The sequence below is a fragment of the Comamonas odontotermitis genome (assembly GCF_014207855.1).
GTDB classification, from domain to species: domain Bacteria; phylum Pseudomonadota; class Gammaproteobacteria; order Burkholderiales; family Burkholderiaceae_C; genus Comamonas; species Comamonas odontotermitis_A.
The window spans coordinates 100,999-114,743 of record NZ_JACHKZ010000012.1 but is presented as its reverse complement, the minus strand read 5'-3'; the positions used below and the strand labels follow the sequence as shown (position 1 = coordinate 114,743).

General features: G+C 62.4%; 11 protein-coding genes. 5 read left to right on the top strand and 6 right to left on the bottom strand.

What is annotated here, in order from left to right; genetic code table 11:
- Positions 1 to 377 precede the first annotated feature (377 nt).
- Both HNP33_RS11475 and HNP33_RS11470 read right to left on the bottom strand, forming a co-directional pair.
- Positions 378 to 1,421 (bottom strand): YcjF family protein, encoded by a 1,044-nt coding sequence (locus HNP33_RS11475; RefSeq protein WP_221452056.1) that lies wholly within the window; start codon positions 1,419 to 1,421, stop codon positions 378 to 380.
- Between the two features lie 200 nt (positions 1,422 to 1,621).
- Entirely contained in the window at positions 1,622 to 3,175 is a 1,554-nt protein-coding gene (locus HNP33_RS11470) for a fumarate hydratase (RefSeq protein WP_184708317.1), read from the bottom strand.
- Between the two features lie 484 nt (positions 3,176 to 3,659).
- Between HNP33_RS11470 and HNP33_RS11465 the strand changes: the two genes are divergently transcribed.
- Together HNP33_RS11465 and fumC are read left to right on the top strand one after the other, a co-directional pair.
- Entirely contained in the window at positions 3,660 to 3,902 is a 243-nt protein-coding gene (locus HNP33_RS11465; protein WP_184708319.1) for a DUF6582 domain-containing protein, read from the top strand.
- A 42-nt stretch (positions 3,903 to 3,944) separates the two neighbouring features.
- On the top strand, positions 3,945 to 5,336 hold the full coding sequence (fumC, locus tag HNP33_RS11460) for a class II fumarate hydratase (protein ID WP_184708321.1): 1,392 nt from the start codon (positions 3,945 to 3,947) through the stop codon (positions 5,334 to 5,336).
- 100 nt (positions 5,337 to 5,436) lie between these two features.
- Here the strand turns inward: fumC and HNP33_RS11455 are convergent, their stop codons facing one another.
- From HNP33_RS11455 to HNP33_RS11445, 3 genes are all read right to left on the bottom strand, one after another.
- Positions 5,437 to 6,336 (bottom strand): alpha/beta hydrolase, encoded by a 900-nt coding sequence (locus tag HNP33_RS11455; RefSeq protein WP_184708323.1) that lies wholly within the window; start codon positions 6,334 to 6,336, stop codon positions 5,437 to 5,439.
- Between the two features lie 209 nt (positions 6,337 to 6,545).
- Positions 6,546 to 7,748, bottom strand: coding sequence for an MFS transporter (locus tag HNP33_RS11450; RefSeq protein ID WP_184708325.1), 1,203 nt, complete (start codon positions 7,746 to 7,748; stop codon positions 6,546 to 6,548).
- Positions 7,749 to 7,841: 93 nt separating this feature from the next.
- Positions 7,842 to 8,885 carry a GlxA family transcriptional regulator gene (locus HNP33_RS11445; protein ID WP_184708327.1) on the bottom strand — a complete coding sequence of 348 codons (1,044 nt, stop codon included), beginning with the start codon at positions 8,883 to 8,885 and terminating at the stop codon, positions 7,842 to 7,844.
- Positions 8,886 to 9,130: 245 nt separating this feature from the next.
- Between HNP33_RS11445 and HNP33_RS11440 the strand changes: the two genes are divergently transcribed.
- The gene (locus HNP33_RS11440) at positions 9,131 to 9,820 is read left to right on the top strand and encodes a YceH family protein (RefSeq protein WP_184708329.1); all 690 of its coding nucleotides are present in this window, start codon (positions 9,131 to 9,133) and stop codon (positions 9,818 to 9,820) included.
- A 146-nt stretch (positions 9,821 to 9,966) separates the two neighbouring features.
- Positions 9,967 to 10,884 (top strand): Dyp-type peroxidase, encoded by a 918-nt coding sequence (locus HNP33_RS11435; protein WP_184708331.1) that lies wholly within the window; start codon positions 9,967 to 9,969, stop codon positions 10,882 to 10,884.
- A gap of 112 nt (positions 10,885 to 10,996) precedes the next feature.
- On the opposite strand, the gene paaN is transcribed toward HNP33_RS11435, so the two are convergent.
- The gene (gene paaN, locus HNP33_RS11430; protein WP_184708333.1) at positions 10,997 to 12,652 is read right to left on the bottom strand and encodes a phenylacetic acid degradation protein PaaN; all 1,656 of its coding nucleotides are present in this window, start codon (positions 12,650 to 12,652) and stop codon (positions 10,997 to 10,999) included.
- A 240-nt stretch (positions 12,653 to 12,892) separates the two neighbouring features.
- Between paaN and HNP33_RS11425 the strand changes: the two genes are divergently transcribed.
- Entirely contained in the window at positions 12,893 to 13,723 is an 831-nt protein-coding gene (locus tag HNP33_RS11425) for an enoyl-CoA hydratase-related protein (protein WP_184708335.1), read from the top strand.
- Positions 13,724 to 13,745: the final 22 nt, after the last annotated feature.

The following is a 13,745-nucleotide window of genomic DNA, read 5'->3' as shown; positions in this document are numbered from 1 at the left end:
CTTTTACGAGTGGCATTTGCAATTTGGAGAGGCCAGACCGCCTTTAATCCGGAGCAACTATTGCCGAAAGTCGCTTGACGCAAAACATAGAACCTAACACAACCCTTGATACGTCGTTGCTTCGTCGGGGGCGCCTAGCCGGAGGTGCCTAGCCGGGGCGCCCAGCCGGGGCGCCCAGCCGGGGGCGCCTAGCCGGGGGCGCCTAGCCGGGGGCGCCTAGCCGGGGCGCCCAGCCTTGTCGTACGTCTGTACTGCCTGCGGCTTCGCCTGACGCGGCCCGGCCTGAAGCGGCCCGGCCTGACGCGGCCCGGCCTGACGCGGCCCGGCGCCTAGTCTCAACCGCAAATCTGCGATTTGCTGGGTTGCGTTAGCGGCTCTTAGGCACCCCGTACCATCTGCATGATCTTGGCCGTATTCAGCCCGCGTGCGGTTTCCTGCATCTGGGGCAGGTAGCGCTCCTGCAGCACGCGTCCGTCCTGCATCACATGCTGGTAGGCATTTTTCAGCATGTCGGTGGACAACTGGCGGCCGCCGGCGTAGTACTGGTTGGCGACATGGCCGAGCGCGTAGGTGCTGGCAAAGCTCATGCCGCTGCTGACGGCCTGGCGGCCCAGTCCGCCCAACAGACCTTTGCCAGCCTTGCCCAGCAGGCCGCCGAGCAGCTTGCGGCCCGCTTGCTCCAGGTATTGGGATGTCAGGCCGACGCCCAGCGCAGCCAGCAGATCCGTGATGTGGCCACGGTCCAGCTCGTAACCGTAGCTCTGGCCAATTTGGTAGACCAGCCGCATCTGCAGTGGAATGATGGCGAGGGTGGAGAGGTTCTCGGGCAGCAGTTCGATGGCGCCGTTCAGAATCGACGCCTTGAGAATCTTGCTGTCCATGTCTGCCGCTGTCAGCTGGCTGGGGCGGCGCTGGTCGGCTTCGCCGGGCAAGGTATCGACCGCCGCCGGGTGCGGAACCGGGCCGCTGCCGATGGCCACAGGCACAGCCCCTTCGGGTGCAGCCGCCCTGAGCGGCGCCTCGGCAATGGTTTGGGCATCTCGCTCAAAAGTTTTGGGCGTGGTGGGCGCAGAGGTCGCAGCCATGGTGCTACCGCCACCGGACTGCCAGGCCTGCCGCAGCGATGCGAGAAAGGCTTCCTCCTTGGCGCTGGTCTGGCCATCGGCCTCGCACACGCACACGGCCATTTCGTAAGCCAACTGGCGTGATTCAGCACTGGTGAGCTGTGCTTGCACATCGGCCAATTGCACGCGGCGCAGCAGTACATCCTGGTACAGGCTGGGCAGGTTCACCTGATGGTCACCGGCCAGCCCTTCTGCAACCTGGCGGATCTGCTCGCGTTCGCGGTCATGTTTCTCGCCATCGGCAAAGGATGCCAGCAGGCAAATCGTCAATGTGGCGCGGATTTCGTCAGCGGTCATGGGCGGTGGTCCTGGTCGTGAAAATGCCTGTTGGAGAGGTGGTTGTACCGCAGGTTCCCGCCAGTTGCGTAACGGGGTGCAATTCAGCGTGCTGGTTCTGCGACGGGAATGGGCTGGTTGCAAGCGCCTGGCACATTCCCCAAAAGAACAAAACCGCCCAAAGGCGGTTCTGTTCATTCCAGCGCGGGCTGTTCAGCGCATCAGGCGCCTGCCAGCGCAATGCCCTTGAATTCGCCCGAGGCGATGCGCTTGCTCCACTCGGCGGGGCCGGTGTTGTGGGCGCTGGTGCCGCCAGCATCGACAGCCACGGTCACGGGCATGTCAACCACATCGAACTCGTAGATGGCTTCCATGCCCAGGTCTTCAAAGCCCACGACCTTGGCGTGTTTGATGGCCTTGGAGACGAGGTAGGCTGCGCCGCCCACGGCCATCAGATAGGCACTCTTGTGGTTCTTGATGGCCTCGATGGCGACCGGGCCGCGCTCGGACTTGCCGATCATGGCAATCAGGCCAGTCTTGGACAGCATCATGTCGGTGAACTTGTCCATGCGAGTAGCGGTGGTAGGGCCTGCAGGGCCGACGACTTCGTCGCGCACGGGGTCCACCGGGCCCACGTAGTAGATCACGCGGTTGGTGAAATCCACAGGCAGCTTTTCGCCCTTGGCCAGCATGTCCTGGATGCGCTTGTGCGCGGCGTCGCGGCCGGTGAGCATCTTGCCGTTGAGCAAGATGGTGTCGCCGGGTTTCCAGCTGGCCACTTCTTCCTTGGTCAGGGTGTTCAGGTCGACGCGCTTGGACTTGTTGTAGTCGGGGGCCCATTCGATCTTGGGCCACAGGTCCAGCGAAGGTGCTTCCAGGTACACGGGGCCGGAGCCGTCCATCACAAAGTGAGCGTGGCGCGTGGCTGCGCAGTTGGGGATCATGGCCACGGGCTTGGAGGCCGCGTGCGTGGGGTACATGTTGATCTTGACATCCAGCACAGTGGTGAGGCCACCCAGGCCTTGCGCGCCAATGCCCAGGGCATTGACCTTCTCGAAGAGTTCCAGACGCAGTTCCTCGACCTGATCGAGCTTTTCGCCCCGAGCCGCCTTCTGCTGCAGCTCGTACATGTTCAGGTCTTCCATCAGGCTTTCCTTGGCCAGGAGGACGGCCTTTTCGGCGGTACCGCCGATGCCGATGCCCAGCATGCCCGGTGGGCACCAGCCAGCGCCCATGGTGGGCACGGTCTTCAGAACCCAGTCGACGAGGTTGTCGCTCGGGTTCATCATGATCATCTTGGATTTGTTCTCCGAGCCGCCGCCCTTGGCTGCCACGGTCACGTCGAGCTTGTCGCCGGGCACGATCTGCACGTTGATGACGGCAGGCGTGTTGTCCTTGGTGTTCTTGCGGGCAAACTGCGGATCGGCCACGACAGAGGCGCGCAGCGTGTTGTCAGGGTGGTTGTAGCCGCGGCGCACGCCTTCGTTGATGGCGTCTTCCAGGCCCATGGTGAAGCCTTCCCACTTGACATCCATACCTACCTTGAGGAACACGTTCACGATACCGGTGTCCTGGCAGATGGGGCGCTGGCCGGTGGCGCTCATCTTGGAGTTGGTCAGGATCTGGGCCATCGCATCCTTGGCCGCCGGGCTCTGCTCGCGCTCGTAGGCGCGGGCCAGGTGCTGGATGAAGTCGGGCGTGTGGTAGTAGCTGATGTACTGGAGGGCGCCTGCGATCGAGTCGATCAGGTCCTGCTGGCGGATGGAGGTGGTCATCGTGAAGCTTCTCGGGTTATTGGGGGCGCCTGGCTGGCGCGGGAAAACCCGCTAATTATCGACGCTACTCGGATTTCCGTGCAGGCAATGTCCGAGAACTCTTCTATAAGACTGTCGGGAATGTCTGGCATGAAATGTGGTCTGTGACAGGGTTTCATAGGAAGCGGGTAGCAAAAAAGGACAACCGGAGTTGTCCTGTTCCGTGTCCCGGCGGCGTCTGCCGAGGGTTTCACTGCCTGCTGCCCATGCCAGCGGGTTCATCGCATGGAACTCTCTTGTTTCGTATCGGGGAGGTGGTTGGATGCCGAGATTGAAGATTTGTGGCCAAGGCTGGCTCCTCGCAGGCGTTCATTCGTCCATTGCAAACCAGGATGATGAATTGGCGGCTTTTGCTGTCAGCCGCAGGTATGTGAAGCATGCTGCAATCAACAAGCGTGGAAGGTGGCGATAGCTGCCTCGCGGCTCAAGGACCAGGGAGGTTGCCATGAGTGAACTGGATACCAAGCACCGCAATGCGTTGCCAGCTGGCGAATTCGCCTTTTCCCGCCAACGCAAATTGCCGCTGGAAGATGCATCCCATGTGCGCAACGCGGTTGCCCGTTTCAACCAGGTGGGCGAGGTCAGCGATGATGAGCGCGACCATGCATGGTCGCGTATACAGAGTGCGGCCCGAAAGTTCGGCGTTGCCATCAGTGAAAAGAGCTGGCGTGAATTGGGCAAGGGCTGAGCACAGGGGCAGGATTCATCATTTTTCATCAGGAGTCATTTCATGGCGGCGGTTCGGCAGGAAAAAGATACGTTCGGTTTGATCGATGTTCCCAGTAACAAGCTGTGGGGCGCGCAGACGCAACGCTCGATCCAGAACTTCAATATCAGTGGCGAGCACCAGCCGCGTGAAATCATTCATGCGCTGGCCCAGGTCAAGAAGGCCTCTGCCACGGTCAACCACAAGCTGGGCCTGCTGGAGGAAAAGAAGACGCGGGCCATCGTGGCTGCGGCGGATGAAGTGATTGCCGGCCAGCACCCGGATGAGTTTCCGCTGGTGGTGTGGCAGACCGGCTCGGGCACGCAGACCAACATGAATGTCAACGAGGTACTGGCCAACCGTGCGAGCGAGCTGCTCGGTGGTGAGCGCGGCGAATCGCGCCTGGTGCATCCCAATGACGATGTGAACAAAAGCCAGTCGAGCAACGACGTCTATCCCACCGCAATGCATGTGGCGGCGGTGACGGCGGTGGGGCAAAAGCTGCTGCCTGCGGTTGCACAACTGCACCGTACGCTCAAGGCCAAGAGCATCGAATTTGCCGACATTGTCAAGATCGGCCGCACCCATCTGCAGGATGCGACGCCACTGACACTGGGGCAGGAGATATCGGGGTGGGTGGCGCAGCTGGAGCATGGCGAGCGCCACATCAAGGCTGCGCTGCCGCATTTGTACGAGTTGGCGTTGGGTGGTACGGCAGTGGGTACGGGCTTGAATGCGCCCAAGGGCTACGCGGAAGGCGTGGCCCAGGAGCTGGCAGCCATCACCGGCTACCCCTTCATCACCTCACCGAACAAGTTTGAATCGCTGGCCAGTTGCGATGGCCTGGTGCATGCGCATGGCGCCCTCAAGACTTTGGCCGCCAGCCTGATGAAGATTGCCAACGATGTGCGATGGCTGGCCAGTGGCCCGCGCAGCGGCCTGGGCGAGCTCTCCATTCCCGAGAACGAGCCGGGCTCCTCCATCATGCCTGGCAAGGTCAATCCCACGCAGTGCGAAGCCATGACCATGCTGTGTGCCCAGGTGTTCGGCAACGACGTGGCCATCAACTTTGGTGGTGCATCGGGCAATTTCGAGCTCAATGTGTTCCGTCCGCTGGTAGCGCACAACTTCCTGCAAAGCGTGCGGTTGCTGGCCGATGGCATGGTCAGCTTCAATGAGCATTGCGCCGTGGGGATCGAACCCAACCGCGAGCGCATTGCAGAGCTGGTTGGGCGTTCGCTGATGCTGGTGACGGCGCTGAACACCCACATCGGCTACGACAAGGCAGCCTTCATCGCCAAGAAGGCGCACAAGGAAGGCTCCAGTTTGCGTGACGCGGCGATTGCCAGCGGCCATGTGACGGCCGAGCAGTTCGACCAATGGGTAGTACCTGAGCAGATGGTCGGCAACTTGTAAGTACGGTTGTGGATGTGACAAAGGGATCCTGGCCGGATCCCTTTTTGCATGGCCGCTTCAGGTCAGCAAGCCGTTGGGGGGGAGGCGGGTGACTATTTGACTATTGGTCTGCCTGCGGGCGGCGCACGGTGCGGAACACATATTTGAGCGCATCGCCCACGGTGCTCTCCCACACCGGCCATTCGTGTTTGCCGTTGACGATGCGCAGCTCTGCCGGTTGCTTGTTCTTGCGCAGCAGGCTGTAGAGCTGGGTGGCTTCGGATTCGATCATGAATTCATCGTCATCACCGCTGTTGATATACATCGGCACGCTGACCTTTTTGGCCAGGAACTGCTCCCACAGCACCGGGTAGTTATAGCTTTGCCAGACTGTTCGGCTATATGCGCCGTCGGTATTGGGCTCGGCAAACACCTTCACGAAGCGGGCGGAAGAATCGGCGGGAGGCTCAGGGTTGTAGATGGCCGGGCTCAGCAGCGCAGCGGCCTGGAACTTCTCGGGGTACTTGAGCACGTAACGCAGCGCACCGTAGCCGCCCATCGACAGGCCACCGATCACGCGGCCGTCGCGGGTCTTGAGGGTGCGGTACCTGCCTTCGACATGTGGCACGAGATCGTTGAAGAAGGCGGTTTCCATCTTTTCCTTCAGATCGACATACCAGGTGGTGCCTGCATCGGGCATCACGATGATGGCGGGCGGGATCTGGCCGGTCTGGATCAGTTGGTCGGCCGTCTGCAGCAGGTTGCCTTTGACGGGCCAGTCATTGCGCGCGCCATCGTTGCCGTGCAACAGGTACATCACGGGGTAGCGTAGCTTGCTGTTGGCGTCATAGCCGGTGGGCAGATAAACGTTGTAGGTCCAGCTGTGCTGCAAGGTGGGGCTGTTGAATTCGGCTGCCTCAATGGTGCCTGCCCAGACTGGCGCGGCGCAGAAGGCAATGCCTGCTGCCGCGATCCATCCGGCGATGCGGAGTGAACGGTATGAAGGGGATGGGGTGTACATGGCGTCTCCTGGTGGTGTTATTGCCGATGCACTGTAGAGGGTGGAAGTCTCCCGGAACGCCTTTTCGGGCGGACTGCCAGTCGCTCACGCGACGCGAAGAGCGGCCGTTTTGGGGCTGTTCAGTAGCCGCCTGATGGCGGTGTTTGCTATTGAATTTGATGCCTTTGCACATGCCCAGGGGGCACGACAAGCCTACTGCCCCGCGCGCCTCAGTCCGCAGACGGACGCGCCAGCACGGGTTGACGGGCCTGGCGCAGCAGGGCGCAGGCCAGTGCTGTCAGCACCAGCAGCATGACTGCGTTGATCGCAGACCAGCCCAAGGTCTGAATCAGTACGCCGCAGCTGAAGGACATGGCGGCTGCGCTGCCATTGTTGGCCCATTCCATCAAAGGTTGGGCCTGCGGAGCCTCTTGCGGGGTGCAAGCCTGTGACAGCAGGGTCGTTCCTGCAAGAATCATCAGGTTCCAGCCTGCGCCCAGCAGCAGGGAGCTGACAAGGAACGGAAAGAAAGCCTGCCCTGTCAATGCCACTGCAGCGCTGATGGCCAGCATCGCCGCTCCCAGCCAGGCGATGCGGCGTGCACCAAACCGATCCACCGCCTTGCCAGCAACGAGCGACGGCACAAACATGCCCAGCACATGCCATTGAATGACGTGGGTAGAGTTTGCGAGCGAATGCCCCGCGCCATGCATGGCCAGTGGTGTGGCATTCATCACCAGAATCATCAAGCCGTGGCCGCAGGCGCTGAGCATGATGGCCTGGCGGATGGCAGGGCGCTGCCACAATTGACGGCGCGATACGATGGCGTTGGAGCCCGTGGAGGATGCACCGGCCATGGGCGCTTTGAGGCTGGCTGGAAGGCGCTGCAGCAGCGCGCAGGCCAGCAGCGCGAGGGCGGCAATCGCCACATAGGCCCCTGCCATGGGCGTGGAAAGCGCCCCTGAGGCATGGATAGCCAGGCTGGGTGCGAGCACGGCGGCTGCGATGCCTCCGGCCAGTACCCAGGCTGCGGCGCTGCCCTTGTGCTGCGGCTCCATGCCATCAAGTGCCGCAAAACGGTAAAACCCGGCTGATGCCTGGTAGCAGCCCAGCAGCACCATGGCGGCACAGAACAGCGCAAAACTGCCGATGTATACCGCCCAGGCCGCCAGCAGACCAGCGGCAACGCCCATCAGTGCGCCATATTGCAGGCCGCGCGCGCGGCCATGGCGCTGCATCCAGCGCGACAGGCGCCCAATTGCCAGCAGGTTGCCTGCGACAAGCAAGGTCAGCGGCACGGTGGCGAGCACGGGCCATGGAGCCAGACGCTGGCCCACCAGTGCCGTGAGCGCGATGCCGATGATGGAGCACGACCAGTACAACGCCTGGGCGATGCTGAGCGTGAGCAGTTGGGGGTGGCGGCGTACGAGCATACGGAGCTTTCCTGGTTATCAAAAATGAGCCTGCTGCGCCCTGGTGGCAAGCGCCAGGGCAGGTTTTAGTTGGAAAGGGAAATGCCAGCAGGGCTAGCCAGCGCCAAAGCGTTCGGCAAAGGCCTGCGGGCTGACAGCCAGCGTCTTGTGAAAGCTGCGGCGCAGGTTTTCTGGATGGCCGAAACCGCACAGCCGCGCCACGGTGGCGATCGACGCCTGCCGCTGGCTCAGCAAGGTGACAGCGGCTTCGACCCGCACACGCTCCACATATCTGCCGGGCGAGGTCCCCAATTCCTGCTGGAACACGCGGGCCAGGGTACGCGGCGGCAAGCAGGCCTGGGCCGCGAGTTGCTCGATGCCCAGGTCGTCGCCCAGGCGGCTGGGAATCCATTCCAGAAGCCGGGCGAGGCGCGGCGCTTGAGTGGTTTCGGCGGCCAGCAATGGGCTGAACTGGGCCTGCCCGCCCGGCCTGCGCACAAACATCACCAACTGCCGCGCTACGGCCAGCGCCATGGCGCGGCCCAGATCAGCCTCCACCAGGCTGATAGCCAGATCGATACCCGAGGTGACCCCTGCCGATGTGAAGATATGCCGTTGCTGCGGATGGGCGGCATCGTAGGTGTGGAGCCGGTCACCATCGATATGGATGTCGCGTGCAAGCCCCGCCAGCTCCTGCAGGCGGCACCAGTGTGTGGTGGCGGGCAGGCCATCGAGCAGGCCCGCGCGCGCCAGCACCAGGGCTCCTGAGCATACGGAGCCAAGCCGCTGCACCTTGGGCGCCACGCGCTGCACCCACTGGCGCAGCGCTGCGTTGTGCTGCGCGTCCTCGATGCCGTCGCCACCGGGGATCAGAACCGTGGTGTTGGCGGCAAGGCGCAACTGGCGCAGGCCGTGGCTGGCAACCATCTGCAGCCCGCACGACAGCGTGACCTTCCCCTTTTCCAACCCGGCAAAAGTCAGCTGGTAAAACCCGGGCAGGCCCTGGCGCCCGCGCACATCGTTGGCGGTGGCAAACACCTGCATGGGGCCGGTAATGTCCAGGCTCATCGCGCGGGGGTAGGCCACGCAGACCACGCGGTGGCCGGGTTGGGCGGCGCAGGCGGCTGCGTTTGAGTTGGGTGGTTGGGCGGAGGGCATGCCGCCAGTGTGCGTAAGAAATGCCTTGTCAGCAATGACATTGATCGCACAGATTCTGCCAATTGCTGCAACGAGGGCAGCATGGCGCTACCCCCGCTCAGGCCGGCAGCGGCGTTGCCGCGGCCACACACCATCGGAAAGGCGCCGTGGTCAAGCTGGTTGGCAATGCCCCCAAAGCAGCCGGGTGGAGCGGAAATGGAATCGGAACCTGTTTACGATGTGCGCAATATTTTCAGGAAACCCCTATGCCTTTCGATCATCGCTCGACCCCATTGACTTTCATCAAGGCTCGCGTGCTTGCCACCCTGATGGAAAAAGCCCGCACTGTGCCGGACAGCTACCCGCTCACGCTCAACGCGCTGGTCACCGGTTGCAACCAGAAATCCAGCCGCGACCCCGTGATGGAGGTGACCGAAGGCGAAGCCGCAGAGGCGCTGGACGAGTTGCGCCAGCAGGGGTTGGCGGTGCAGATCAGCGGTAGCCGATCCACCCGCTGGGAGCACAACTTTCCGCGCGGCGTGGGCGTACCCGATCAGTCGGCGGTGCTGCTGTCGCTCTTGATGCTGCGCGGCCCGCAGACTGCTGGGGAGCTGCGTATCAATTCCGAGCGCTGGCACCGCTTTGCCGATATCTCTTCGGTCGAAGCCTTTTTGGACGAGTTGCGCGAGCGCAGCGAAGAAAAGGGCGGCCCGCTGGTGCAGCAATTGCCACGGGCACCGGGCGCGCGCGAGCAGCGCTGGGCACATCTGCTGTGCGGCCCCATTGATGTGGCTGCGCTGCAAAGCGCAGCCGGCAGCGCCCCTGCATCTGCCGGCCTGCAGCACCGTGTGGAAACCCTGGAGGCGGAAGTTGCCCAACTGCGTGCCACCGTGCAGCAGCTGTGCGATGCGTTGGGCGTAGAGAGCCCCTCGCAACCCGCAAGTGATGAAGCCTGAGCGCCATTGAGACGGTCTGGCAGTCAGGCAGCTCAAAGCCGAAGAAGCCGCTCATGAAGCCAGACTGGTACACAATGGGCGGTTGAACATCACCACGGTGGGTATGCGCAAAGGGATGCATGCCAGCCAATTCACTTGAAGATGCCATGAAGCCATTACACCAGCCAGGAATCCTGCAAGATCTGCCTGCGGTCAGCCGCTATCAATTTTGGAACGTGTCCGGTGACGCGGCAGCCGTGCGCAAGGCCCTTGGCCAGTTGCAGAGCTGGGCCGATGGCGTGAACGCCGTGGTGGCCGTGGGCGAGTCGCTGGCCCAATTGCTGGGCGTGCAGGTGCCGGGGCTGCGCAACTTTCCCTCCATCAAGGGCCCCCAGGGCGAGTTGCCACTGACGCCGCACGCGCTGTGTCTGTGGCTGCGCGGCGCCGAGCAGGGTGACCTGCTCAAGGCATCGCGCGAGGCGGCTGCTTTTCTGGCGCCTGCATTCACCTGCGTTCAGGTGCTCGATTGCTTCCGCCACGGATGGAATGGCAGGGATGTGGTCCGCGATCTGACAGGTTATGAAGACGGCACCGAGAACCCGAAGGACGGCGAGGCCGTGCATGCAGCCATTGCTGATGGAATGGGACAGGGCCTCGATGGCGGCAGCTACTTTGCGGTGCAGGAATGGCTGCACGACCAGGAAGCCTTTGCACGCATGACGGCCCTGCAAAAGGATCACATGATCGGCCGCCGTCTGTCGGACAACGAAGAACTGGAAGATGCGCCCGAGTCCGCCCACGTCAAGCGTACCGCGCAGGAGAGCTTCACGCCCGAGGCGTTCATCCTGCGCCGCAACATGCCCTGGTGGCGTGTAAAGGCAGATGGCAGCGACGAGATCGGCACCATCTTTGCGGGTTTTGGCCGCAGCTTCTACGCTTTTGAGGCGCAGATGCGCCGCATGGCGGGCGAGGAGGATGGCATTGTCGATGGCCTGTTCCAGATGTCCAATCCGGTAAAGAACTCGTACTACTGGTGCCCGCCGATGAAGGACGGCAAGCTGGATCTGCGCGCCCTGGATATGTAAGCGCCAGACAAAAGGCGCCGGCCACCATGGCCGTGATGTCTAGATTAGAAAAATGATAGCTGCCAGCGCCCGATCAATGGGCACTGGCAGCTTTTTTCATCGATAGACCGCGTTACACATGGGCGCGGCGTTGCACCACCACAAAGCGGTCTGCCACAAAGGCCAGATTGGTGTAGCTGGCATTGGCAGCCGGATTGCCGCCAGTGGCATGGAAATCAGAGAACGCCGCCGACTGGTTGACGTAAATGCCCTGTGTCAGATTGATGGACAGTGCCACCTTGCCACGCAGGCTGACCCGCACCGCCTGATCGATATATGCCGGGTTCTGTGAGTACACGCCCAGCGTGAGCGCGCCATGCTGCTGCAAGGTATTTTGCGCAACGGTCAGGGCTGACGCACCATCCTTGACCGCCACCAGATAGGCCACCGGGCCAAAGCATTCCTGGTTGTAGATGGCGCTGTCGGCCTCGGTCAGCGCGACCAGTTGTGGCGTCTGCAATACCGCTTGTGGAAACTGCGGATGCGCTATCTTTTGTGAAGCGTGTACTAAACGGCCCACTTGTGCAGATGCCGTAATTCGCTCTGATGTGGCAGGCGATGCAATCGCCCCCAGCACGGCAGTGGCCACGCGAGGATCTTCCAGCAGGGCTGCCAGCGCTGCGCCCAGATCCTGGCCGATCTGGTCAAAGCTCTTGTGCCCTTCGTTGGTGGCGATGCCGTCTTGCGGGATCAGAATGTTCTGCGTCGTGGTGCACATCTGCCCGCTGTACAGCGCCAGCGTGAAGGCGAGGTTCTTCATCGTGGCTGCATAGTCACCGGCTGATTCGAGAATGACGGTGTTGACCCCTGCCATCTCGGCATACAGGCGCGCCTGTTTGGCATTGCTCTGCAGCCAGTTGCCGAAGGCGGTGCTGCCGGTAAAGTCGATCAGCGCTACAGCAGGGTTGGTTGCGAGCGCCTGCGTGTCTTCGTTACGGGGGCACAGGCCCAACTGCACCACATTGGGGTCAATACCTTGCTCGCGCAGTACGTCGCGCAGGATGGCGATCGTGATCGCCATGGGCAACACGGCATTGGGGTGCGGCTTGACGATGACCGGATTGCCGGTCGCCAGACTGGCGAACAGCCCGGGATAGGTGTTCCAGGTGGGGAAGGTGGCGCAACCCAGCACCAGGCCGATGCCACGGCCCACCACCTCAAAATGCTTTTGCATCACCAGGGGTGGGTTCTTGCCCTGCGGCTTTTCCCAGTGCGCCGTGGCAGGAATGTCGGCTTGCGCCATCCATGCATACGCAATGGCTTCGAGGGCTCGGTCCTGCGCATGCGGGCCGCCCGCCTGGAAGGCCATCATCGGGCCCTGGCCACTGGTCAGCATGACGGCATGGGTGATCTCGTGCGTGCGCTGGTGGATGCGGGTGAGTGCCTCCAGCAGCAGGCCGACGCGGCCTTGCGCACCCAGCGCCTGCCATGCCGACTCTGCTGCCTGTGCTGCAGCCACCAGATCTGCTGGCGCGCAATCGGGGTAGCGCACATTCAATGCCACGCCATACGGCGATTGCTCGGTGGCTACCCAGCTGCGTGTTGCGGTCTGCTGGAGCGGAAAGTCGCCGTTGAAATATGCCTGGGTGGCTGCCTGGCCGTCGGCCTGCGCGGTTTCGCCATACACCTTGGGTGAAGGGTTTTCGGGAAAGGCGCTCCAGTATTCGCGGGTCTTGGCAGCGTGGACGGCTTGGTCCAGCAAGGCTCGGTGCTTGTCAAACAAGGTCATGCAGGTCTCCGGGGTGGATGGTTGTAGGGTGCGAATGCTGCAATGGATGCCAAAGGGCCGTGGCATGAGCCAAAACAAATTTTTGGCAAATGCGGGTTTTCTCTGAGTCTTTTATGACTTGCATCAACACCTGAGAGTTAGTATATTATTTACCGAACGGTCGGTCAAAGAGATTTGCTGAATTTTGACCAGCATCAACGACAAAAGCCAGCCAGGTACCACGTTGTAGAAAGCACGGACATGCCAGAAGCGAGCCCAACCACGAATCCATCCGGCGAACCGCTGGTGCTGCAAGAGCGCCGGGGCGGCGTATGCATCATCACACTCAATCGCCCGCAGGCTCTCAACAGCTTCACCCAGGCCATGCATCGTGCGCTGGCATCTGCCTTGCAGGCAGCGGCTGCTGACGCCGAAGTGCGCTGTGTGGTACTGACGGGGGCGGGGCGAGGTTTCTGTGCCGGGCAAGACCTGGCCGATGAGGGCGCAGCGCCGGCCCCTGCAGGCCAGGCGCCCACGGATTTGAGTGTGCTGATCGCGCGCCATTACAAGCCTTTGTGCGAGCAACTGCGCGCCATGCCCGTTCCTGTGATTGCGGCGGTCAATGGCGTAGCGGCTGGCGCTGGCGCCAATATTGCGCTGTGCTGCGATCTGGTGGTGGCGGCAGAGTCGGCCAATTTCATCCAGGCCTTTACCAAGATCGGCTTGTTGCCCGACAGTGGCGGCACTTGGCTGTTGCCGCGCCTGGTGGGTCGTCAGCGTGCGCTCGGCCTGGCGCTGCTAGGCGACAAGCTACCCGCAGCCGAGGCAGAGCGCATCGGGCTCATCTGGCGTTGCGTGCCGGATTCCGCCTTTTGGACGGAAGTGGAAATTCTCGCCAATCGCCTTGCTGCCATGCCGACGCAGGCGCTGGTGACCACGCGCCGCGCCATGGACGCCGCGGACAACCTCGAATTTTCCGCATCGCTGGCACTGGAGGCGCGCGAGCAAAAGCGTCTGGGCTGCGCCCATGACTATCTGGAAGGGGTATCGGCCTTCATGGCCAAACGTGCTCCCGCTTTCAGCGACCGCTGATGCATCCCGTTCCTTTTGGAGA

What these genes read in the sequence shown, in the direction of transcription:
- HNP33_RS11440 (WP_184708329.1), top strand. Translation starts at nt 9,131, where the DNA reads ATGCCTTTCGATCATCGCTCGACCCCATTGACTTTCATCAAGGCTCGC.
- HNP33_RS11425 (WP_184708335.1), top strand. Translation starts at nt 12,893, where the DNA reads ATGCCAGAAGCGAGCCCAACCACGAATCCATCCGGCGAACCGCTGGTG.
- paaN (WP_184708333.1), bottom strand. Translation starts at nt 12,652, where the DNA reads ATGACCTTGTTTGACAAGCACCGAGCCTTGCTGGACCAAGCCGTCCAC.
- fumC (WP_184708321.1), top strand. Translation starts at nt 3,945, where the DNA reads ATGGCGGCGGTTCGGCAGGAAAAAGATACGTTCGGTTTGATCGATGTT.
- HNP33_RS11435 (WP_184708331.1), top strand. Translation starts at nt 9,967, where the DNA reads ATGAAGCCATTACACCAGCCAGGAATCCTGCAAGATCTGCCTGCGGTC.
- HNP33_RS11450 (WP_184708325.1), bottom strand. Translation starts at nt 7,748, where the DNA reads ATGCTCGTACGCCGCCACCCCCAACTGCTCACGCTCAGCATCGCCCAG.
- HNP33_RS11465 (WP_184708319.1), top strand. Translation starts at nt 3,660, where the DNA reads ATGAGTGAACTGGATACCAAGCACCGCAATGCGTTGCCAGCTGGCGAA.
- HNP33_RS11445 (WP_184708327.1), bottom strand. Translation starts at nt 8,885, where the DNA reads ATGCCCTCCGCCCAACCACCCAACTCAAACGCAGCCGCCTGCGCCGCC.
- HNP33_RS11455 (WP_184708323.1), bottom strand. Translation starts at nt 6,336, where the DNA reads ATGTACACCCCATCCCCTTCATACCGTTCACTCCGCATCGCCGGATGG.
- HNP33_RS11475 (WP_221452056.1), bottom strand. Translation starts at nt 1,421, where the DNA reads ATGACCGCTGACGAAATCCGCGCCACATTGACGATTTGCCTGCTGGCA.
- HNP33_RS11470 (WP_184708317.1), bottom strand. Translation starts at nt 3,175, where the DNA reads ATGACCACCTCCATCCGCCAGCAGGACCTGATCGACTCGATCGCAGGC.